This is a genomic window from Mycobacterium sp. Aquia_213, from assembly GCF_026625985.1.
Taxonomy (GTDB): Bacteria; Actinomycetota; Actinomycetes; order Mycobacteriales; family Mycobacteriaceae; genus Mycobacterium.
On the sequence record NZ_CP113116.1, the window covers coordinates 148,015 to 171,040 of the forward strand.

Annotated in this window: 14 protein-coding genes and 1 pseudogene; 6 read left to right on the top strand and 9 right to left on the bottom strand. The window is 67.1% G+C overall.

Annotation, left to right across the window (positions count from 1 at the left end):
* The first annotated feature begins 199 nt into the window (after positions 1–199).
* Positions 200–1,519, top strand: coding sequence for a hypothetical protein (locus LMQ14_RS00645; protein ID WP_267732962.1), 1,320 nt, complete (start codon positions 200–202; stop codon positions 1,517–1,519).
* On the opposite strand, the gene LMQ14_RS00650 is transcribed toward LMQ14_RS00645, so the two are convergent.
* Together LMQ14_RS00650 and LMQ14_RS00655 are read right to left on the bottom strand one after the other, a co-directional pair.
* Positions 1,516–4,737, bottom strand: a complete 3,222-nt coding sequence (locus LMQ14_RS00650) for an arabinosyltransferase domain-containing protein (RefSeq protein ID WP_267732963.1) — start codon at positions 4,735–4,737, stop codon at positions 1,516–1,518. The genes LMQ14_RS00645 and LMQ14_RS00650 overlap by 4 nt on opposite strands.
* Complete coding sequence (locus LMQ14_RS00655; RefSeq protein ID WP_420714589.1) at positions 4,734–8,051, bottom strand: arabinosyltransferase domain-containing protein; 3,318 nt, start codon at positions 8,049–8,051, stop codon at positions 4,734–4,736. Before LMQ14_RS00655 ends, LMQ14_RS00650 begins: the two co-directional genes overlap by 4 nt.
* Before the next feature lie 147 nt (positions 8,052–8,198).
* Here LMQ14_RS00655 and LMQ14_RS00660 point away from each other — a divergent pair, with 147 nt between their 5' ends.
* Positions 8,199–9,338: a BTAD domain-containing putative transcriptional regulator gene (locus LMQ14_RS00660; protein ID WP_267732964.1), complete on the top strand. Its 1,140-nt coding sequence runs from the start codon at positions 8,199–8,201 to the stop codon at positions 9,336–9,338.
* Positions 9,339–9,341: 3 nt separating this feature from the next.
* On the opposite strand, the gene LMQ14_RS00665 is transcribed toward LMQ14_RS00660, so the two are convergent.
* Positions 9,342–9,827, bottom strand: a complete 486-nt coding sequence (locus LMQ14_RS00665) for an SRPBCC family protein (RefSeq protein WP_267732965.1) — start codon at positions 9,825–9,827, stop codon at positions 9,342–9,344.
* Positions 9,828–10,061: 234 nt separating this feature from the next.
* Between LMQ14_RS00665 and LMQ14_RS00670 the strand changes: the two genes are divergently transcribed.
* Together LMQ14_RS00670 and LMQ14_RS00675 are read left to right on the top strand one after the other, a co-directional pair.
* Positions 10,062–10,301: a hypothetical protein gene (locus LMQ14_RS00670; protein WP_267732966.1), complete on the top strand. Its 240-nt coding sequence runs from the start codon at positions 10,062–10,064 to the stop codon at positions 10,299–10,301.
* Between the two features lie 42 nt (positions 10,302–10,343).
* On the top strand, positions 10,344–10,694 hold the full coding sequence (locus LMQ14_RS00675; protein WP_267732967.1) for a hypothetical protein: 351 nt from the start codon (positions 10,344–10,346) through the stop codon (positions 10,692–10,694).
* Between the two features lie 3 nt (positions 10,695–10,697).
* On the opposite strand, the gene LMQ14_RS00680 is transcribed toward LMQ14_RS00675, so the two are convergent.
* Genes LMQ14_RS00680 through LMQ14_RS00705 form a run of 6 tightly spaced genes read right to left on the bottom strand, consistent with a single transcriptional unit; the run spans position 10,698 to position 19,160 of the window.
* Positions 10,698–13,964: an arabinosyltransferase domain-containing protein gene (locus LMQ14_RS00680; RefSeq protein WP_267732968.1), complete on the bottom strand. Its 3,267-nt coding sequence runs from the start codon at positions 13,962–13,964 to the stop codon at positions 10,698–10,700.
* Positions 13,964–16,027, bottom strand: coding sequence for a galactan 5-O-arabinofuranosyltransferase (locus LMQ14_RS00685; RefSeq protein WP_267732969.1), 2,064 nt, complete (start codon positions 16,025–16,027; stop codon positions 13,964–13,966). The genes LMQ14_RS00680 and LMQ14_RS00685 overlap by 1 nt, the downstream gene beginning before the upstream one ends.
* Before the next feature lie 2 nt (positions 16,028–16,029).
* A complete protein-coding gene (locus tag LMQ14_RS00690) occupies positions 16,030–16,794 on the bottom strand; it encodes a decaprenylphospho-beta-D-erythro-pentofuranosid-2-ulose 2-reductase (RefSeq protein WP_267732970.1) in 765 nt (254 codons plus the stop codon).
* A complete protein-coding gene (locus LMQ14_RS00695) occupies positions 16,795–18,186 on the bottom strand; it encodes an FAD-binding oxidoreductase (protein WP_267732971.1) in 1,392 nt (463 codons plus the stop codon).
* 32 nt (positions 18,187–18,218) lie between these two features.
* Positions 18,219–18,641: a GtrA family protein gene (locus LMQ14_RS00700; protein ID WP_267732972.1), complete on the bottom strand. Its 423-nt coding sequence runs from the start codon at positions 18,639–18,641 to the stop codon at positions 18,219–18,221.
* A 39-nt stretch (positions 18,642–18,680) separates the two neighbouring features.
* Positions 18,681–19,160, bottom strand: a complete 480-nt coding sequence (locus LMQ14_RS00705) for a GreA/GreB family elongation factor (RefSeq protein ID WP_267732973.1) — start codon at positions 19,158–19,160, stop codon at positions 18,681–18,683.
* A 155-nt stretch (positions 19,161–19,315) separates the two neighbouring features.
* Between LMQ14_RS00705 and LMQ14_RS00710 the strand changes: the two genes are divergently transcribed.
* Both LMQ14_RS00710 and LMQ14_RS00715 read left to right on the top strand, forming a co-directional pair.
* A complete protein-coding gene (locus LMQ14_RS00710) occupies positions 19,316–20,344 on the top strand; it encodes a methyltransferase (protein ID WP_267732974.1) in 1,029 nt (342 codons plus the stop codon).
* Positions 20,345–20,639: 295 nt separating this feature from the next.
* A pseudogene (locus LMQ14_RS00715) lies at positions 20,640–21,404 on the top strand (PPE family protein); the annotation flags it as partial.
* Between the last annotated feature and the right edge of the window lie 1,622 nt (positions 21,405–23,026).

A 23,026-nucleotide genomic window follows, 5' to 3' on the forward strand; every position in this document is an offset into this window, starting at 1 on the left:
TGATGCCCGGTTATTCAACCGATGACTAATTAATTCAGTCGGTCGAATCGGGCGGCAAGTTTGTCCGCGTTACGAGCAGCGACGCACCGCACCCGCGGCCGCGCCCTACGCGAATGACCGACTTTTTGCCATCACGGAGCCGGACTCGGTTTATCGTTCCTGGTAACAGGGGGTCGCCGACAGGTCACCGGGAGGTGTCGTGCAGGACGCAACCTCGCGCTACCGATTGCTGGAATGCGTCGGCCGCAGTGACAAGGGCGAAACGTGGCAGGCCTTCGACAACCTCACCCAACGCGTTGTCGCGGTGACGGTCGTGGTCAGTGGCGGCGGCGCCGTGACGGTCGTCGAAGATGACGGCGGCGTCACCGTCGCCAAGGACATTCCCCCGGCGGCCGGGGGATCTGCCCCGGTGCTGGATTACCCAGCATATGGACCGCAATCCGACTCTCTCGTTGAATATCGCGCGTACTGGTCGGGCACACCTGTTCCCAGCAGTCCCACCGGCGAAGGGCAGCAGCAGGACGATCAGAAGTCTGCGGGCCCAAAGAAATCCCGCAAACGCCGGCTGATTGTCTTGTCGAGCGTCGCCGTCGTCGCGGTCATTGCGGTTGTCGCCGCGATCGTCCTGATCGACACCAGCCAGCACGGTGGCACGACGCAGGCGTCGTCGGCCATGGTCGTGCCCGCCCCGCCCGCCGACACCGGCCCGCTGACCGGAACGTTCACCGTGCACATGGATCAGGCATACCTGGGCGGCGGCGACCCGGACACGGAGGTCGAAGCGAAGCCATGGACGGAACCGTGGCAATTTCGTTCGGCATGTAGTGCCAATGGCTGCGTCGCCACGGCGACGGGCGGTGATCACGCCGACGTTTCCAGCATGGTTTTCGACAGCGTTGGTGGCCGCTGGCTCGAAGTCGGCCTATCGCATATCGATTGCGGAAACCCCAATGACGAAGCGTGGAATGTGATCTCGCTGGCCCCACAGCCGGACGGGACGCTGTCCGGCGAATCGACCCGGGCTTCGGCCGGCGGGTGCTTCATGAAACGGAACGTGACGTTCACCCGAAAAGGCGATGCCGATATCTCGCAGCTGCCTGACCCCACTCACCTCGACCCACGCGTGGTGTCACCGGCAGAAGCGCTGCACGGCAGATACGACTTTCAAACGACATACGCGGACGGTTACAAGACGGGTGTGAACAACTACGGTGTGCGAACCGACTGCCTGCGTACCGGTGATCGGTGCATGAGCTTCTTCCTCGCCCCGGGCGGCTCTTATGAGCCGTATGTCTTTGCAAACGGGACATGGACTCTCAACGAGGAGTCGCCGCACGTGCACTGCTCGTCGGGCGGCACTTTCTCGACCACCTACACCGCCACCATGGCCCTGCCGCAGCAGCCGCAGAACCCCATCACGTCGCTCATCGCGCACGGTTACGACAATGTGTCACCGGGGTCAGGCGTCAGATGCCCTCGTCAAGCGTACGACGAAACCTACACGCGCACGGGCGATTAGGGCTTGATCCGGATCTGACCGGGTGACCACCATCCGGTGCGGGTCGCCGTGCCCAAGTCGAGTTGGGCGGGCTGAGCGTCGGCGATGGTCTCGAACCGACGCAGTGAGCCCCAGTCGCGGCCCCAGTCATGGGACAGGTAGGTCGACATCACGTGCGCGCGCAGCAGCAAGTCGGTGATGCCCAGCAGGCCGCCGTTGACGCCGTCTTGCCAGGTGTCGGTGTCCTGCTTCTTCGCGTTGTAGTCCGGCGTGATGCGGAACCTCGGGATCTCGGTGACGCCGTTGACGTGCAGCATCGGCTGCTGGCACGGGAATGCCAGCCCGACCGCCCAGTCCATCAGCACCGGCTGCGTCGAGCCGACGTACTCCTGTAGGGAACGCAGTTCCGGTACCCGCGGCGGGGTCAGCGCGATCCAGTCGTCCGCCGTCAGGGACAGGTCCTCGGCGACCACTCGCACCGCGATCGAATCGGCAGGCATCTGCGAGCGCGCGAAGCGCAGATTGCGCCACACCTTCGGTTGCTCTCCGTAGAGGTCGTAGGGCACCAGGCGACCGCCCGGCAGCACGGAGCCGTCGGGTCCGGGCATGCCGAATTCCAATTCCACGGTCTGCCCGTTGGTGTGGTGGTGCAGGATGCTGTTGCCGGCGATCGTGCCGGCGGCGGTCACCACCACGAGCGGATGCCCGGAGTCGGGTTTCGGCAGCTGATACCACGCCGAGGTGAGCCTGCTCTGCTGTTGTGCGCCGCTGGTGTAGCTGCCGGCCACCGGAACCTTCTTGGGGTCGAGGCCGTAGGGCAGCGGGAGTAGTGACCCGTTGATACCCGGCGCGGACAGCTTGGTCGGCCCGTACCAGTCGTAGTCGGTACCGGGTTGCGGCACGGCCGTCTCCCGGACCGCTTCGGCCAGCGTGCGGTCCGGGACGCCGTTGGGGCTGAACCCCGTTGGGTCGATTCCGCCCAGCGCACCCAGCGGGCTGTAACTGCCGGGATAGGGCGTCATGAAGCCGGCGTTGCTGTCCGGCTCGACGAGTACGTCGTCGGCCAGTCCGCAGCCGCCGCTGAACTCGCGCAGGTTGTCCCAGGCATTGGAGTAGGTGGGGTACTGACGCACGATCCCGGCCACCATCGACGCCACGAACACCAGCGCCATGAAGCCGGCCGCGAGCGGGATCGGTGCTGCCGTCAGCGCCCGCGCCAGTCTGCCCTCGCCATGGCTCGGGTCCGCGAAGTGTAGCCAGGCCGCGTACACAGCGGTGATCGCGAAGAGTGCGAAAAAGATTGTGCTGATTGAGATTCCGCCGACCTTCGGCATCGAGCTGTTGAACGGGACGCCGTAGCTCGAGACGTACCACCAACCGTTGGTGGTGGCGAAGCACAGCGCCAGCACGAACATCACCGCCGCCAGGAATGCCATCCGGTTGCGCGACCAGCGCAGCACCTTCGGCGACACCAGCACTGTCGTCAGGGCGGCCATCGCCGCGCCCACCGCGGCGAACAGCCCGAAGTGGTGCACCCACTTGGTCGGGGTGAACATCAGGAAGAACATGGTGCCGAAGATGACGCCCATCAGCCGCCACGCCGGCCCACGCGCTACTCCGGGAACTCGCTTGCGCCGCAACATGATGAACAGCGACGTGAACAAGCACAGCGCGGTGATCAGGAAGCCGAACCGGCGGGACAGCGAGCCGTCGACGGTGGGCAGGATCAGATAGTAGTAGCGCAGGTTCTCGGTGTACCACGCCTGGCTCGGCCCGATATCGGTACGAATCCTGGTGGCTTCCAACACCGTTGACAACGTCTGGTCGGCGAACACCACGGTGAGGATGACGAATCCGGCGGCCAGTATCGGGGCCACCAGCGGCCAGGTCCCGACCAGCCGATGCCGTCGCACCAGAATCCGCAGGATCGGTCGGCCACCGGCGACCAGCGCGGCCACCGCGATCAGACCGGTGGGCTGCACGCCCAGCGTGAATGCCGCGGTGACCACCGCCAGTGCCGCCGGGGTCAGCCGGGACGCGCACATCGAGCGCTCGATCAGCACGTAGGTGATCAGCGAGCCGACCGCGATGATGGGCTCGGGCCGCAGCCCGTTGTCGAACGGCATCCACGCGGTGAGTAGCACCAGGCCCGCCGCCCAGTTCGCGGCCTTGCTCGACGTCACCGCGGGCCCCAACCGGGGCAGCACCTCACGCGACAGCAGCAGCCAGCAGACCAGCCCGGCGACCAGGTCCGGCAGCCGCATCCACAGGCTGGCGTCGCTGACGTGGGTCATCAGCGCCAGCAGGTTGTAGTACCAACCGAACGGGTCCTCCGGGCTGCCGAACCAGCGGAAGTAGTTCGACATGTAGCCGGCGCGGTCGGCGACCCGGGCCATGCCCAGGATGTAGCCGTCGTCAGACGAGTTCGCCCCGATCACATGCCACAGCACGAATCCGAAGATGACCGCGGCGTCGGCGAGGGTGAACTTTTTCCAGCGAGTCGGGATCAGCCGGTGCATCCGGCGCCCGTCGAGCTGGTCCAGTCGCCACAGCGCGACCAGCGAAACGATCGTGGCCAGGATGGCGCCGACCATCGCCAGCAGCTTCAATGTTGTTGGAGTGGTGGAGAACCGGGTGTCGATGGTCGCCGAGAACCGCAGCCCGGGCGGCGCGGGACCGGCCAGGTCGGTAAACACGCCGACGATCTGCGGGCGCAGGTTAGGGTCGGGGAAACCGCCGCCGAGCGGCTTGCCGGTGGGGTCGGTCAACCCGACGAAGGTGGCGAAAGTGCCGGCGCGCGTGGAGGTTATCTCGATGCGCTGACATTGCGCGGACTCGACCTGCTCGCGTGACGCGCTGGCGATCACCACATTGCGGTCGGTGACGTCGACGCGCTTGGCGTTGACGACGACGAACAACGCGTTGAGCGCCGCGTCCTTACCCTTCTTGGGCGCGGTGCTCAGCACCACGCCGCCCTCGGGCGGCAGGCCGTGCACCGCGTCGCACGGCACGGTGGCCGTCACGTCGACCGGGCTCAGTGAAATGAGCGGGGCCGTAACGCTATTCAGTTGGCCACTCTGCGGCCAGTTCAGCATTGCGGTGGTCTGCACGACGGGCAGTAGTGGTGTCGCGACCGACAACACGAAGCCGATCAGCCCGGCGATCGTGGCGACCCACCGGGTGACCCGGACGTCGTCGCGGGGGGCAGCTACGGCTGGTCTGTCGACGACGACGCTCATGGCAGCGCCCGAATCGGTCCCTGGCGGCTCCAGCCGTTCACGGTCATCACACCCTGTTCGATCACGGCATTCGGCGCCTGATCACTCGGCACCAGCGGGGAATACTGCTCGACCGATCCCCAGTCGCGATACCAGTCGCCGCGCAGGTAGGTCGAGATCGTCGTCGTCCGGAGCATCACTTGGGTGAACAGGAACGGCCCGCCGGTCTCGCTGGCCTCCCACCCGTTCGATGACGACGCCGTCTGCTTGTGGTCGGGCAGGATGCGGTAGCCGGGGAGTTCGGCAACGCCGAGGTGTTCGGAGAACGGCCGCTGGCACGGGAAGTTCGCGGCGGTGGCGATGTCCATCAGCACGGGCGTCTGCGAGCCCATCAATTGCTGCAGGGTCTGCAGCACCGGGACGCGCGGCGGCGTGAACGCGAACCACTGATCCTCACTCAGGTTCGGGTCGTAAGCCACGATGCGAGCCACGTTGGCCTCCGGCGGCGCCCACGTCAGCGGAAACCGCAGATTGCGCCACGCCGGCTCGGGCCCGATGTCGATGGGCTGCACCTCCGCGAGCGGCTGGGTGGTCCCATCGGGGCGGGTGACACCCCACTGCAGTTTCAGCGACTGCCCGTAGGTGAAGGTGCCGTCCTCCTTGTACGACCAGATGGCGCCCGCGGCGGAGACCACCACCACTGGCCGGTCGGGCCTTCGTGGCGGCAACTGGTACCAGGACGAGGTCGCGGTGGCCGCCAGCGAATTCTCGCCGTAGCTACCCATCACCGGCGTGCGGGCCGGGTCGAGACCGAAGGGCAGTGCCACGTTCGATCCGTTCACCCCGATCGGGCCCTTCCCGCCGGCCGTGCCCGCGGAGTCACTCATCGCGGCGTTGGGTTTGTTCGGTGAGGCGTCGGAATTCACCACCCCCGGCTTGGTCACCACCGGATACGACCTCAGGTCGTCGCCCACCCCGTCCGGTTTGAACCCGACCGGGTTACTCCCGCCGAGCGGGCCGTCCGGTCCGAACGTCTGTCCCGGAACCGGTTGCAGCAGACCAACATTGGGGTCTGGCTCGGTCAGCACGTCGTCGGCCATCGCGCAACTGGTCGGCGACAGCCCGGACTCCAGCGCGGCCAGGTTGGCTTTGGCGGTGGTGTAGAGCGGGTAGCGGAACACCGCACCCTTGGCCAGTGAGCCGACCTCGCCGAGGACCATGATCGTCGCGACGACCAGTAGGGGAGTGGCGGCCAGCACGCGGTTACGCCGGTTCTCCTTGATCTCGGTGTGCCCGGTGTAGTCCATCCGGAAGTGCTGCCAGGCGGCCAGCAGTCCGGCCGCGATCGAGAGCGCCAGGAACATCGACGTCACCGGGTGGCTGGCGACGACGGGCTGAATGTCGAACCACGGCACCCCGTAGTTGCCGACGTAGAACCAGCCGTTGATGCCCGACGTGGCCACCGCCAGCACGAACAGCAGCGCCGTCACATAGAGCGTCAGGTTGCGCCGGCTGTGCAGACCGATCCGGGCCAACGCGAAGGCGGTGACCGCGCCGAGCGCGCCGGCCAGACTGGCGAACGCGCCGAACTGCACCGCCCACTTCGTCGGCGTGAATGTCAGCAGCAGCAGGCCGAGCGCGGTGGTGCCGATCAGGCGCCAGGCCGGACCGCTGGCCAGCCCGGGCACCCGGCCGCGGCGCAGCAGCACCATCACCATGCCGAACAGGCACAGCAGCAGCACCAGGACCGCGAATCGCCGCGCCATCGATCCGTCCGGGTTGGATTCGACCGTCAGGAAGTAGTAGCGCAGCCAATCCTGGTACCAGGCGATCGTCGGCCCGACCTTGTATTTGATCCGGGCCGACTCGGCGATTGTCGCCAGCGTCTGGCTGCGGAACACCACCACCAGGATCAGCGATAGCGACGCCGCCAGCACGGCCAGTGGGGCCAGGAGTCCGTCGGTTGCCCGGCGGCGCCGGATGATCGTCGCGATGGCCCGGGCGCCGGTCAGCAGCGCGGCGACGGCGATCAAGCCCTGCGGAGCGAGCGTCACGGTGAGCATCGCGACCACGATGGCCACCGCGGCGGGAGCCAGCCGCTGCAGTCCGATCGCGCGCTCCACCAGCATCCAGGTGACGATCACGCCGAGGGCGATCAGCGGCTCGGGGCGCAGGCCGTTGTTGAACGGCAGCCACGCGGCCAGGAAAACCATGCCGCCGGTCAGCACCGCCACCGTGTTGGATCCCAGGCCACCCTTCCCGGGGCCCAGCCGGCGCAGTCCCCAGTGGCTGATGATCAGCCAGCAGGCGATCCCGGCCAGCGTGGCGGGTAGCCGCATCCACACGCCCGCGGTGCTGACCGACGCCAGTTTGGACAGCACCGAGAGATACCAGTCGAACGGCGCGTCGGTGGTGCCGAAGTAGCGGTAGTAGTTGGCCACGTAGCCGGCCTTCGGTGCCACCCGCGCGATGGTCAGGTTGTAGCCGTCGTCGGACGACGTGGCGCCGATGATGTGCCAGACCAGCAGCGTCGCGATCACGCCCACATCGGACAGCCAAGTGGCCCAGCCGATCCGCCACCATGAGGCCCGCTGCTCGCGGGGGCGGTAACGCGACAGCCAGGCGATCGGGGAGCGCCAGTTGACCAGCGTGCCGCCGCGGCTATGGCGGTCCAGCACGGCCAACGCGACGATCGCGACCAGCACCGCCAGCACGCCCGCGATCATCACCAGCTTCTTCAGCGCGGTCGGCGTCGTGATGAACCGGGTGTCGATGTCGACCCGCGCCGACAGCCCCGGCTGGGCGGCCACCTTCAGGTCGGTGAAGATGCCGCCGACCTGCGGTTTCTTCTCGGCCGGCAGGGTCCCGTCGGCGCCCGGTATCCCGACGAAGTCCGCGCCCGCCGCGCCGGCGTCGGCCCAGACGTGCAGCACGCTGCAGGCGCCCGCAGCGATCGCCGAGCGCTTCGCCACCGCGGCCACCGTGTCCCGGAACGCGACGACGACCACGTCCTTGTCGGCACGCACGAACAGGCCGTTCTTACCCGGGTCCACGCCGCCCGTCGGCAGCGTCGAGACCACCAATCCGCCGCTGGCCGGCAGGGTGGCGATCGCCGGGCAGGGGATGGAGATGTCGAGCGCGCGCGGCGCCCCGGATACCAGGGGTGCGGTGATCTGGGTGATCTGCCCGTCCGCGGTGCCCTGCGGCCACACGATGGTTGCCGTGGTCTGCCTGACCGGGAGCAACGGCACGACCAGGCACAGCAGCAGACCCGCGAGCCCGGCGACGATGGCGACTATTCGCAGGATCGGCTGCGATCGCTCGTCGGGGGGCACGGGGATCGATGGTAAGCGACGGCCCTTGGTCGGGTGAGGATGCGGGGCCGCGCGACGGGCGGGTTAGCGCGCGGAAGTCTCGCGGACCTGCTGGGCACCTTCAAAGATCCGCACATTTCGGTGCCAGGTCTGAAACCATTAATTGCGATGACGGACTCAAGTCTCGGGTTCGGTGTGTTGGGGCCCTTACAGGTGACCGCCCATGGCACCCGGATGAACTTGGGCGCACCGAAGCAGCGCGCGGTGTTGGCGATGCTGGTGATCAACCGCAACCGGCCGGTATCCGTCGATTCGTTGATCGACGCGGTGTGGGACGAGGATCCGGTGCCGGCGGCGCGCATCAGCATCCAGTCCCACGTGTCCAACCTGCGGCGGCTGCTGCGCACCGCCGAGGCCGACCCGAACCAGATGCTGGCCAGCGTCCCGCCCGGTTACCAGCTCAGCATCGCCGACGCGGACTGCGACCTCGGGCGCTTCGGCACCGCAAAGGCCGCCGGCTCCCAGGCCGCCGCCGCGGGCCGATTCGAGGAGGCCAGCAGCCACCTGTCCGCCGCGCTGAGCGAATGGCGCGGGCCGGTCCTCGACGACTTGCGCGAGTTTGGGTTTGTCGACGCGTTCGCCAAGGCCCTGGTGGAGGAAAAGGTGGCCGTCCACACCGCCCGCGCTGAGGCCGAGATCGCCTGCGGGCGCGCGGAATCCGTCATCAGTGAGCTCGAGGCGATCACCGCCGAGCATCCGTACCGGGAACGACTGTGGGCGCAGTTGATGACCGCCTATTACGTGACAGAGCGGCAATCCGATGCCCTCGGCGCGTATCGGCGATTGAAGACGGCGCTAGCCGAGGGGCTCGGCATCGATCCCGGGCCGACGGTCACCGAGTTGCACGAGCGGATCCTGCGCCAGGAACCCCCGGCCGCCACGCGGGCGGCACTGACCACCCTGAAGGTCAGCGTCGACGCGCCGGCCGTCGAGTCCGCGGCGATTCCCGTCGACGGGTCGGTCGTTGTGTTGTTGCGCGACAAGGCCGGACGCGAGTACCGGCTGAACAATGCCACCATCCGGATCGGCCGCTTCACCGACAACGACATCGTTCTCGACGACAACGATGTCAGCCGCTATCACGCCGTGATCACCGACAGCGGGCCCGGTTTCGTGATCACCGATCTGCGCTCCACCAACGGAGTCGAGGTACAAGGCAAGCGCATCCGGGGCAGCGTTGTTCTGGGCGACGGCGATCAAATCCGCATTGGCAGCCGCGAGTTCACCGTCGAGATCCGTTCGGGCTGACTACTATTCCCGTACTGCGGCCGTCAGGCCGACGTAGCGGTGCAGGTACCACGGCCATCCGGCCTCGCCGTCGACGCCGTCGGCAATCGTCTGCCAGCCGGGGCCGTGCCGGTCGAGGTGGCGGTGATCCAGGTCGACGCGCGTGCGCGATTCGGACTCCGCGGTGAAGCGCACCTCGACCTCACTGGTTCGCGATTGGTCGGGCTCCAGTTGCCAGGACGGACTGATGTCCCAGGTGAACAACAGCCGGTGCGGAGGCTCACAGGCCAGCACGCGCGCCCATCGGCACTCGCTGCCGTCCACGCCACGATCGTAAATGTGGCCGCCCGCGTGAGTTTCGAACACCGTCTCGGCGATCGGGACCGCCAGCAGGTTGTGCTCACGCGGTTTGAAGTCGCCGAACTGTTCGGTGAAGACGGCGAACGCGCGCTCGATCGGGGCGTTGACGATGACCTGGTGCTGAACTTCGGAGCTTCGCGGCGGGGTCATGACGCCTCTCCTTCGATCTCGGTGAACGTGGCTCACCACAACCCGTAATTTTGCGCTTACCAACGGCCGGGCGGCAATGCCGCCGAGCCCTAAAAGCCCCGGTCAGCGGCGCATGAATTTCGCAAGGATCTCGCAAAGACCCTGCAAGCGGCGCGCGTGAAACTACCGGCGTCGGCAACACAAACCGAGAGAGTGTCGCGAGCCGGCGGCGACGAAAGCGCAAAGGAATCGATCATGAACCTCACTCAGAACTGGATGCGGCTGATTGCCGCGGCGCTGGTGTCGGGTGGCATCGCGGCGGCCGGATGGGGCTTGGGTGCGTTCGCCACGTCCGGCGGACCCCACTACTGGTGCCCCGGGGACGCCTTGCCGGCCTCGAACCCCGCCATTTCCTGGGACATGACCCTCTGCCACCAGTACCACCAGCTATCCGGCGGCCAAATCGCCGAGGGGCCGGTGCCCGGGAATCGCTGAGATTTGGGATCGGTAGCAACCTTGACCGGATGCACTGGCGCCATGAACACCTTTCCCAACATGAAACGAGTGCTTGCCGGTGCGGTGCTGTCGGGCGGCTTCGCCGTCGTCGGCCTGGGCTTGGCCGTGGGAATCGGCCACGCTCAGCCCGCCCCGATGGTGTGCCAGGACCCAACCCGGGGGGCCAGCCCCACCAACAGCTGCACCTATCAGTGGTGCCCGGGCTCACCGGTCATGAAGCACATGCCGGACTGGGACAGGAATACTTGTCACCCTTGGTATTTCGACAAGAACAGTCCGCCGACCGACTCGACGATCATTGAGGGCTTCCCGCCGCCCTACCCGCCGTCGCCGCCGTGCATCCCGTTCATCAACTGCCTGCCGGGGCTGTAGCGACTAGCCGCGGCGCAGCGGGGCCGGATCCCACAGGCCGCTGCGGGTCGCCGTCCCCAACTGGAGACGGGCGGGCTGGGCGTTGGGGTAATACGGCGTCAGGCGCTGCAGCGAGCCCCAATCGCGGGACCAGTCGTCTTTCAGGTAGGTCGAGATCGTGGTCGCCTTGACCAGCAACTCGGTGACACCCAATGGGCCACCGCCGTTGTTGTCCATCACCGGCGAGTTGGCCTCGGCGCCGAATCGGTCCGGCAGGATGCGCCATTTGGGTGTTTCGTCGACGCCGTTTTGATGGCCGAACGGCCGCTGGCACGGGAACGCCAGGCCCACCAGCCAGTCCAGGAACACCGGGTCCGCCGAGCCCACCACCTGCTGCAGCGTGTGCAGTTCGGGAATCCGCGGCGGGGTGACCGCGATCCAGTGCTGCGGCGCCAGGTCTTCATCGTTGGCGACCAATCGGACCTGGGTCGCGTTATCGGGAATCCATGACAACGGCATCCGCAGGTTGCGCCACGCGGGGGATGCGCCGACGTCGAAGAGCTGGAACGACCCGCCCGGATGTCCTGCGGCCGCCTCGGCATCGGTGGCCCACTGCACCTGTACCTCGCGTGGATCGAACCGGCCGGCCGCCGACACCACCAGCAGGGGCTTCGCCTTGTCGCGCGGCGGCAATCGGTACCAACCCGAGCGCAGCATGGCGGGCACCTGGATGCCGGGCCGCCAGCTGCCCAGCACCGGAGTGTGCGCCGGATCAAGGTTGTAGGGCAGCTGGGCGCGCGAACCGTTGATTCCGGGTGCGGCGCTGGTGCCGCCCTCGGTGCCGGCCTCGCTGGTGGTCGTCTTGCCGTCTTCGTTGACGAAGCTACGGTCGCCCGGACGCTCCATCACCGGATCGGCCGAGACGTCGGCGGGAATACCGTTGGGCGTGAAGGCTTCCGAGAGTCCGGCGCCCAGCGCGTCGCCCACCGGCCCGGACATCGGCGACAGCATGCCGGGGTTGGGGTCCTGCTCCACCATGACGTCCTCGGCCAATCCGCAGGACTTGCCGGTCAGCGCCTCCAGGTTGGACCGGCCCACCGACCAGGCGGGGTATTGCCCGGTCATCGCCAGCGTCAGCGAAACGACTTCGAACGTCACTAGCGCCCATGCCGCAATTGCCAACGGGGACTGGATGATTCCCTCCATCCGTGCCCCGGCGCGGGTCTTGGGAGGCCCGTTGTCGGGCGCCATGAAGTGAAACCACGCCGCCAGCAGTAACACCAGCACGGTCAGCCCGAGCAGCATCGTAGTGAAGCCGAACTTCCATGCTGGGAATGAATTCGACCATGGCACACCGAAATTGGAGACATACCACCAGCCGTTGACGCTGGCGAACGACAATGCGACCAAGAACAGCACCGTCGCGGCGAACACGGTGCGGTTGCGACGTGACCGCATCGCCACGCTGGTCACCGCGACCGCGGCCAACGCTCCCAACGACCCGGCAAGCCCGGCGAACACCCCGAAGTGGTGTGTCCATTTGGTGGGGGTGAACATCATTGCGAGGAACGAGATGATCGTGATCCCGACGATGCGACGGCTTGGTCCGGCGGCCGTGCCCGGAATCCTGCCCTTGCGCAACGACATTGCCACCGTGATGCCGAGCGCGAGCAGCACCGCCAGCACCGCGAAGCGCCGGGCGATCGATCCGTCGGGGCTGGCCATGAACAGCCGCTCGTAGCGGATGTGCTCGTCGAACCAGCTCAGGCTGGGACCGAGCGCGCGCTTGAGTGTGGTCGCCTGCATTTCGCCGGCCAGGGTCTGGTCGCGGAAGATCAGGATCACGGTGACGGTGGCCGCGGCCAGGATGGGCGCCAGCAGCGGCAGCGCCCCGTACTGTCTGGATCTGCGGTGGATGATGGTGCGCAGCGGCCCGACGGCGACCAGCAGGGCGCCGATGGACGCAATGCCGGTCGGCCCGGAGAACAGGGTCAGCGCGCCGATGATGCAGGCGATCGCCACCGGCAGCAACCGGTTGGTGGCCACCGCCCGCTCCACCGAGCACCAGGTGAGCAGGATGCCGAGCGCGATGATCGGCTCGGGGCGCAGCCCGTTGTCCAGCGGCAACCAGGTTGCCAGGAACAGGCCCGCGGCCGTCCATGCCGCCGCCCGGGTGGTCTTCACGGCGTGGCCCAGCCGGGGGATGACCTCGCGGCTGATCGCCCACCAGCAGGTCAACGCCATCGCCAGGGTGGGCAGCCGCATCCAGACGCTGTTGGTGCTGACGTGTGCCCACACCGCCAACAGGTCGTAGTACCAGCCGAACGGCGCCTCGGGGGTGCCCAGCCAGCGGTAGTAGTTGGCCATGTAGCCGGCGTGTTCGGACACCCGGGCCATGGTCAGGATGTAGCCGTCGTCGGAGGTGTTGGCGCCGACGAAGTGCCACCACACCAGCACGGCGATGACGAGCGCGTCCAGCGCGCCGATCGACCACCATCGCGACGGCAGGAACCGGCGGTGCCGGGTGCCGTCGGCGGTGTCGAGGACGTGCAGCGCGATCAGTGCGAGGGCGGTCAGTACGACCCCGAGGATCATCGCGGCCATCTTCAGGGCCGTGGGGCTGCTGCTGTACCGGGTGTCGACGGTCGCCGAGAAGGTCAGACCCGGCGGCGTCGGGCCGGCCAGGTCGGTGAACACCCCGACGATCTGCGGCCGGAAGTCGTAGCCGCTCTTCTCACCGCGCAGGGGCGCGCCGGGGTGTTCGGCGTTGGGCCCGAAATTCAGCCCGACGAATTCGGCGGTGACCCGCTCCGCGTGCGCGGTGAAGGTCAGGCGTTGGCAGGCCGGGCTGAGGACCTGGCTCAGCGGCGCGGTGACCACCGGGACGTTGCGCACCACTACGACCAGTTCGTCGTTGGCGCGCAGGATCAGCAGCCCGCGGTCGATGGCTTTGGGGGCCTGCTTGGGCACCGTCGACAACAGCACCGTCTTGCCGGCGTTCTGCGGTCCGGCCAGTCCGGCGGCGGCCGCACACGGCACCGAAATGTTCAGCTCGGGAGCCACATAGCCGATCAGTGGCGCCTCGACGCTTTCGAAGGTGCCGTGCTGCGGCCAGTTGAGTTGGGCGGTGGTTTGGTTGACCGGCAGCAGGGGTGTGGCGATCGCCAGCAGGGCTCCGAGCAGTCCGGCGATGACGGCGACAACGCGAGCGGTCCGGTGGCTAGCTCCCGCGACCTTCACGGACCTAGATGGTAGTTCTTCGGCCAAGTCGGGTGAGGTGTCGGTGGCCATCAGCGGCTTGCCGCCGATTGGGCCGGCGGCCGGCGGATGGCCAGCACAAACGGGCCGACGCTTTGCACGGCGAACCGCGGGTCGTCGAAGAGCGCGGCCCGCAGCTCGACGGTGTAGCGACGAACGTTGGGCTGGTTGGGGTAAACGTCCTCGGCCAGCCGCAGTGTGTAGTTGTTGTTCGCGCCCCGGCGCATCAGGAACACCGTCGGCGGCGGCCACGGCGAGGTGTCCAGCGCCTGGATGAACTCGTCGGGACTCTTGAGGTTGGACCACTTCTTGATCTGCGCGGCCCGCAGGTCGAACTGGGCCAGCGGGTTGGCGTAGTGCGACGTCAACCCCTGGAAGCCCCAGTACGGGTAGTAGGACAAGAAGCTGTAGTCGGCGGTCATCACCACGGTTTCATCCCGCGGCTTCCCGGTGACCTGCGCGATCGCGGCGTCGATGGCGGAATAGAACTTCTCGGAGCCCGGCGGGCGCCGGTCGCCGCGCTGGCCGTGGCCGTCGGTGTCGGTGTAGGCGATCGTGAGGTCCGGTCGCAGCACGTCGGGAATGTCCTGGCTGAACGCGATCGCGGCGGTCAGCCCGATCGCCCCGGCCACCGGCACCACGGCGCGGCCGCGCTGCTGCAGCGCAAGCGTGGCCTCGATGAAGCCGAACACCCCGGCGGCGACCAGCAGCACGCTCAGCGTCGGCTGCAGCCGGAACGACAGCAGCGTGGTGCGTGCCAGCGTGGTCAGCATCGACAGCAGCGACCACAGGTAGATGGCCAGCACGCCGATCGTCAGGGCACCGGCGCGCACCGACGAACGCGTGCGCACGACCAGCCACAGCGTGCCCAGCATGCAGATCGCTCCCAGCAGCGAGAACTGCAGCATCGGGAAGGTCAGCTCGGCGCCGTCGGCCGGCAGGTAGTGGAATGCGCTGCCGCTGTTGCTGACCGGGTTGCTCGCCGCGCGCACCAGGAACGGCAGCCAGGTCACGGCCGCGATGGCCGCGGCGATCACGGCGATGACGGCCAGCCGGCGCAGCGGGTCGAGCGCGGCCTGCCACCCGGCCCGCCGCCAGCGTGACACCACCAGCACCAGCGCCATCAGCGCCACCGTGAATGCGGTGAAGACGAACAGCAGCGAGTACCAGGTGGCGGTGAAGCCGACGAACAGCCCGGCGCCGACCACCGCGGCCCAGCCTTGGGCCCCGGGCTCCTCCTCGCCGAGCACACCATCGCCGAGCACGCCATCGCCGAGCACACCATCGCCGAGCACACCATCGCCGAGTGCACCATCGCCGAGTGTGAAGTTAGCTTCACGTTGGGGATCGAGCGTGAAGTTAGCTTCACGTTCGGGCTCGAGAGGGGCCCCCAGCGCGCGCTCACCGGCCCGCAGGCCCGACCAGGTCAGCACCAGCACCGGCGGCAGCAGCACGGTGATCATCGCCGCGTAGGGCTCCGGCGAGCCGTAGGCCAGCGTCACCGCGGCGGTCGCGGTCGTCACGATCAGCGCGTACTCGAACCGGATCAGCCGCCACCACAGCACCAGCGCGACGGCGATCGCGACGGTGATCGAGGTGATCGCCCAGGGCTTGTACAGCTCCCACGCGGGCATCCCGGTCAGGGCCGCGGCGCGCCCGCCGATCCAGAACCAGCCCGGCGGGTAGAAGGACGGCAACCCGAGATAGGTCATGTCGTGCAGGGCGGGGCTGTCGGCGAGCCGCGTCAGGTACTCGGTGCGGAACTGCTGGTCGACGGAGATGCCGAACAGATACAGCTTGGTCGCCCCCAGCGGCATGCCCAGCGTCACGATGCTGAATGCCGACACGAACACCAGGCCGCCGAGCTGGGCGGCCAGCCGGGGGTACCGGCCGCCGCGCCGCCACAGCCAGCCGACGCCGAGCAGCCCGATCAGGCAACCGACCTGCCCGACCGTGGTCAGCGCGTGCAGCTGGTTCGACGACGGAAAGGCGGGCCACTGGACCCGAGCGATGGCGATCAGCGAGACCACCGAGACGCCGACGGCCACGACCACCGCCGCGAACATCTGGCCGAGGCTGGCCAGCGCGTTTCGCATGATCAGATGGGCAGCTTGCGGAAGATGGGTCGCGGGATGTGTCGCAACACCACCATCACGTACTTGAATGCTGCTGGCGCCCAAACCAATTCCTTACCTTTTGCGGCCGCGGTCACCGCGAGGTTGGCAACATACTCTTTGTCGACGGTCAGCGGCGCTTCCTTGACATGCGCGCTCATCCGGGTACGTACCTGGCCGGGGCGGATCACCAGGACGCGAACTCCGAACTCGCGCAACGCCTCTGAAAGCCCGAGGTAGAAGCCGTCCAGTCCGGCCTTGGTGGAGCCGTAGACGAAGTTGGACCGCCGCACTCGCTCGCCGGCCACCGTACTCATCGCGATGATCTGGCCGAAGCCCTGGGCGCGCATCTTCTCGCCCAACAGCACGCCCACCGAAACCGCTGCGGTGTAATTGATCTCGGCGGCGAGCACCGCCTTGTGCTGGTTTTGCCACAGCTCTTCCGCGTCGCCCAGGATGCCGAACGCGACGATGGCCACGTCGACGTCGCCGTTGGCGAAGGCCGCGTCGATCATCTTGGGATGGCTGTCGGGCTGGGTGGCCTCGAAGTCGATCAGCTCGACCGAGCGTGCGCCCGCTGCCTTCATCTGCGCGACCGCATCGTCGCGTCCCGGGTCGCCGGGCATGGCGGCCAACAGGATTCGCGCGTGTGCGTTCTGCAGGTAGCGCCCGCAGATCGCGAGCCCGATCTCGGAGGTGCCGCCCAGCAGCAGGATCGTCTGCGGGTTTCCTACGGCGTCGAGCACCATTTAGAGCAGCTCCAAACGTCGGGCCATGTCGGAGGCGAAGACCCGCAACGGGTCGACCTTGCGGCGCAAGGCGATCCACTCGTCGATGCGGGGGTACATGGCGTGAAAAGTCTCGGCGGTGGTGCGTGAGTCCTTGGCGGTGTAGACCCGCCCGCCGAATTCGAGTACCCGGTGGTCGAGTTCGTTGAGGAACTCGTTGATCCCGGGCTTGTTGGGGAAGTCCATCGCGACATTCCAGCCGGCCATCGGGAAACTGAGCGGTGCACGGTTGCCCGGGCCGAAAAGTTTGAACACGTTCAGCGCCGAATAGTGGCCCTGGGTTTGGATCCAGCGAATGATCGCCTTGAATTCGTCCATCGCGTCCGGTGGGACCAGGAACTGATGTTGTGCGAAACCCGTTGGGCCGTAAGCGTTATTCCAGCCGCTGACCAGGTCGAGCATGTGGTAGAACTGCGACAGATTCTCGATCTTGCCGGTGTAGGTTCCGCCCAGCCGGTAGTACACCTCTCCGATCGCCATGAACGACAGCTTGTTCATCGCGCTGAGCGGAAATACGTTCGGCACCGTCAACAGGTGTGGCGCATCGAATTTCAGCGGATTCTTGGCGAGCTTTTTCGGCAGCTGATCGATCTTCGCCAGGCTGCCCCGGCTGACGGCGGCGCGGCCGAGCTTCGGCGGCGGGCTGATCAGGTCGAACCACGCGCTGGAGTAGGTGTACCGACTTTCGCTGCCGTCGACGTGCAAGGCGACGGTTTCATCGAGGTCCTTGGTGGCCACGCCGTCGGCGATGAAGTACGCCGTCTCCGTCGGCGTCATCGCGATGGTCGCGCGCAGCACGATCCCGGTCAGGCCGTTGCCACCGACGGTGGCCCAGAACAGCTCGGCGTCCGAGGCTGTCGGGCCGTCGGGGGTGATCGTGCGCACCGAGCCGTCGGCCATCAGCAGATCCATCGACCGCACATGGCTGCCGAAGCTGCCCGCGCTGTGGTGGTTCTTGCCGTGGATGTCGGACGCGATTGCGCCGCCGATGGTCACTTGCCGGGTTCCCGGCAGCACCGGAACCCACAGCCCGAACGGCAGCGCCGCCTTCATCAGTTGGTCCAGGCTGACGCCGGCGTCGACATCGACCAATTGGGTGTCGGCGCTGATCGAGTGGATGCGGTTGAGCACCGTCATGTCGATCACCAGGCCGCCGCCGTTTTGCGCGTTGTCTCCGTAGGACCGGCCCAGCCCGCGCGCGATCACGCCCCGCCCGCCGGCGTCGGCGACCCGGGCCACTGCCTTGGCAATCACCTCGGGATCGGGCGTCGAGAGCACGTGCGCCACCGACGGCGCGGTGCGGCCAAAGCCCATCAGCCGGGTCGGGGTGGTCGGAAAGTCGGCGCTCAACATCGTCAAAGAGGGTACCGCTTGCACGGGTGGGGTCAGTGAATGCGGAAGATTACGACTCGCTGCACGATGAAGTTGATCACCGTGGCGGTGCCCTGGGCGATCACGAACGCGACGACGGCCGCCACGGCCGTGTAGTGCATCAACACCAGGCAGAGATGGTTCAGCCCGACCTGGACCGCGAAGGTGATGGCATAGAGAACCATGACCGCGACGAACCGCGCGGTGCTCGGCTCCGCCTGGAAGGTCCATCGGCGGTTGATCAGGTAGGCCGTGATGGTTCCCACCACGAAACTGATGGCCTTGGATAGGTCGACCTGTACGCCCAGCACCTTCCAGAGCAGCAGGTAGAGCCCGAAGTCGACGACGGCGGCCATCCCGCCGGTCACCACGAAACGCGTGATCTGGGTGGTCAGACTCAGGCGCGCCGGCGCGGTATCGGACTCGGGGGGAAGCATTGGGCGAGTTTATCGGGGGCGCGCGTGCCCCAGTGGCCGCTACTTGGGCAGCTTGACCGCGATCAACTCGACCTGGCTTTCGCCCTGCGGGGTCGAGTAGGTGACCGTGTCGCCGGCTTTGTGCCCGGCCAGCGCCTGCCCCAGCGGGCTGTGGGAGGTCAGCGTCTCGGCCTCACGACCGACAGGCGTCTCTTCGACTATGGAGATCACGTGCATGGTGACGACTTCACCGTCGGCGAACTTGAGGGTCACCTCGGTGCCGCCGGGCAGCGAATTGTCCTCGTCGGAGTGCGACGGCCCGGTCCGCAGCCGCCGGTCCAGCTCGTTGATCCGGTCGCCGAGGACGACCAGTTCCTCGGCCCGCTGGATGGCCTCCGCCGCGTCGCCGTGATCACCGGTCATCCCGCGGTCGTCCTTGACCTCGGCCTCGAGGAGTTCGCGCCGCTGCCGCAGCCGGTCCAGCTCCGCGGCCAGGCTCTCCCGCGCCGCGTCCGCCACTGATTGGACTTTTTTCGTCACGTCCGTCGACCTTTCGCAGCGGGTCCGCGACTGCCGTGTCGCGATGCGCCCGGTTGGTTTCGCCAATTATCCATTCGTACGCTGCAAACCGCGTCGCGGCGTGTCAGTCTGACACGCGCACCAGCCCACTGTGGGCTTGGTTGAGGAGACGCAGCATGACCGACGACCGGCCGGAGCCGTCGCGCCTGATGGATATTGGTATGGGCTTTTGGCCGGCTAAGACCCTGCTATCGGCGGTCGAGCTGGACGTTTTCACCCATCTCGGTGCCGACTCGATGTCCGGCGAAGAGATCGGCGATCGGGTGGGGCTGCACGCGCGCGCGATCTATGACTTTCTCGACGCGTTGGTCGCGCTGAGAATCCTGGAGCGCGACGGGGACGGCCCGGCCGGCCGCTACCGAAACGGCGTAGAAGCGGCAGCGTTCTTGGACAAGAAGAGCCCAAGCTATCTCGGTGGATTCTTCGAAATGGCTAACACGCGGTTGTACCGATTCTGGGCGGACTTGACCGAGGCGCTCAAGACTGGCCGACCGCAGAACGAAGTCAAGCTCACCGGTAAGCCGATGTTCGAGGAGCTCTACCGTGATCCCGCTCGGTTGGAGCAGTTCTTGAGTGCCATGTCGGGGGTGTCGGGGGCGCCCTTCCGGGAGCTGGCCGAACGCGTGGACTTCTCGCCTTATTCGACGCTGTGCGATATCGGCGGCGCCACCGGGCAACTCTGCATGATCCTGGCGCGAAGGTATCCGCAGCTGCGGTGCACGACTTTTGATCTGCCCGAAGTGGCGCCGATTGCCGAGAAGGCGATTGCCGCGGCCGGGATGAGCGACCGGGTAGCGGTTGCTGCGGGGGATTTCTTCGCCGGTCCCTTTCCGCGGGCCGATGTGATCACGATGGGCATGATTTTGCATGACTGGAATCTCGAGCGGAAAGGACGACTTATCGCCGCGGCCTATGACGCCCTGCCCAGCGGTGGTGCACTCGTCGTTGTCGAGCACCTGATCGATGATGCTCGCCGCGAAAACGTCTTCGCACTGATGATGTCGCTCAACATGCTGGTCGAGTTCGGTGACGCCTTCGACTTCACCGGCCGCGAGTTCGGTGGCTGGTGTAAGCAGGCGGGCTTTCGCGATGTCGAAATCCTGCCGCTCGCCGATCAGCGCAGCGTGGCGATCGCCCACAAGTAGCTCGGGTTCATCAGCGCACTGCGACCGGACGGCAGCACGTTTGCGGCGCCGGGGTGCGGATTCGTGCTGGGGGTCACGGCCGGGGGGCAAGCCGACTTCCAGGCCCGGTGCGGGCGAGTGTTCGTGGGCTGCGAGCCACTACATACGCGAAAAAGAATTGCCTTACGCGTCAATTATTTCCAGCAACCATACCCACGGGATTATTTCGGTGCGTTTTACATGAACTGGGTCGGATCGGCGTTAGCATTTCGACTGGGGGAAGCGGCTTGCCGCCTGTTTTGAGAGGGCAAGGCCGATGGACTTTGGGTTGCTGCCCCCAGAGGTCAACTCCGGGCTGATGTACACCGGCCCGGGCTCGGGACCCCTGCTTGCCGCGGCCGCAGCCTGGGAGGCGGCGGCCGCAGAGCTCGAATCCGCGGCCGCGGGCTATTCGTCGGAGTTGTCGGGCCTGACGGGCCTCGCGTGGTTTGGGCCCTCGTCGATGGCAATGAGCGCGGCGGCGGCCCCCTATGTGGCGTGGTTATTTGCCGCGGCTGCTCAGGCCGGGGTGACTGCCGAGCAGGCGTATACCGCGGCGGCGGCCTATGAGGCGGCGTATTTGATGACGGTGCCCCCGCCGATAATCGCGGCGAACCGGGCGCAGCTGATGGCGTTGATCGCCACCAATTTCTTTGGGCAGAACACCGCGGCGATCGCGGCCACTGAGGCCCAGTACATGGTGATGTGGGTTCAGGACGCGGTCGCGATGTACGGGTATGCCATCGATGCCGCGGCCGCCAGCGCATTGCAGTCGTATGCCGAGCCGCCGCACACCACCAACCCGGCGGGCCAGAGCGCTCAGAGTGGTGCGGTAGCGCAAAGCGCCGCCAATACCGTTGGCACGCAGACCCAGTCGGTGATCCAGCAGCAGCTGACCTCCATCGCGTCGCAGCAGTTGGGCTCGACGGCGCAGACTCAACAGCTGGGTTCGACGGTGGAGGCGGAGCAGCTGACCTCGAACGCCGCGACGCAGCAGCTGGGCATGCCCGTCAGCGCCCAGCAACTAAGCGCCACGGCCCAGACCGAGCAACTCGGCTCGAGTGCCGTGTCTCAGCAACTGGTAACACCCGCGACCTCCCCGCAGTCGGTCACGCCGGCGGCCAGTTCCCCGCAGTCGGTCACGCCGGCGGCCAGCTCGCCGCAGTCGGTCACGCCGGTGACCACTTCCTCGCAGTCGGCCGCGCCCGCGGCGTCCTCGCAGTCGGTTACGCCGGCGGCCAGCTCCTCGCAGTCGGTCACGCCGGCCGCCACCTCGCCGCAGTCGGCCGCACCGGCGGCATCTACGCAGTCGGTTACGCCGGTGACCACTTCCTCGCAGTCGGCTGCACCGGCGGCGTCCACGCAGTCGGTCGCACCCGCTGCCACAACTCCACAGTCGGTCGCGGCCGCCGAGCCCACCGTCACCATCAACGGCGTCACCTACATCGATCCGACGCTGCCGTCCACCATCACCAACGGTCAAACCATCACCATCGCGAACGGCTTTGCCTACGACGTCCCCGTCGGCGGAACCACAATTCAGAGCGGCGGCTCGCTTGTCATCCAGCCGGGCGGCATGCTCACCGTCGACAACGCCCTGACGATTAACGCGGGCGGCTCCCTGACCGACAACGGCGGCTTGATCGTCAATGCCGCAACCACCCTGTCCGACAGCGGCAGCCTGACGGTGAGTGGTGGCGGCATTTTGACCGATGGCGGGACGATCACGGTCAATAGCGGCGGCACGTTGACCGTGAGCACTACCACCACCGGTGATACCGGTTTCCTCACCGTGACCGGCGGTGGTGCTTTGTCCGATGCCGGCCACTTGACTGTCAACACTGGCGGCTTGCTGACTGTGAGCCAGGGTGGCACCGACACGGGCAGCCTCACCGTGAGCAACATTCTGAACGACGTGGGCACGATCACCGTCAACGCCGGCGGCACCCTCACCGATAACGGCAGCTTTTTCGTCAACGCCGGCGGCACCCTCAACGTCGGCGGCACCCTCACCGACCCCGGCACCCTCAACATCAACCATGTCCTGTCGACCTTCGGCGCGGTGAACGTGGACAGCGGCGGGGTTGTCAACGACGCCAACACAGTCTCGGTCGGTCTCAATGGCACCCTGACTGTCGACCCTGGCGGCATTTTCACGGTCGACAACAACGGCTTCCTGCTCAGCAGCCAGGGCACGATCACCGACTCCGGCACGCTGGTTGTCGACAATGGCGGCACCGCGGTCTTTAACGGCAGCTTTAACGTCACCGATGGCGGCGCGCTGACCATTGAGTCCGGCGGCGTGTTCAGCGACAACGGCACCATGCTGGTGAGTTCCGGCGGTACCGTGACCGACTCCGGCTCGTTCACGGTCTTGCAGAACGCCACGCTGACCGTGAGCCAGGGCGGCACCGATACCGGTGGTTTGACGGTGACCGGTGGCGGCACGTTGTCCGACGGCGGGACGGTCACGGTCAACAGCGGCGGGACGCTCGCGGTGAGTACCGGTGGCACCGATACGGGCGGTTTGACGGTGACCGGTGCTGGCACTTTGTCCGACGGCGGGACGCTGACGGTCGGCCACGGTGGAACGCTCACAGTCGGGACGGGTGGCACGAACACTGGCAGCCTGACGGTGACTGGTGGCGGCTCCTTGTCCGATGG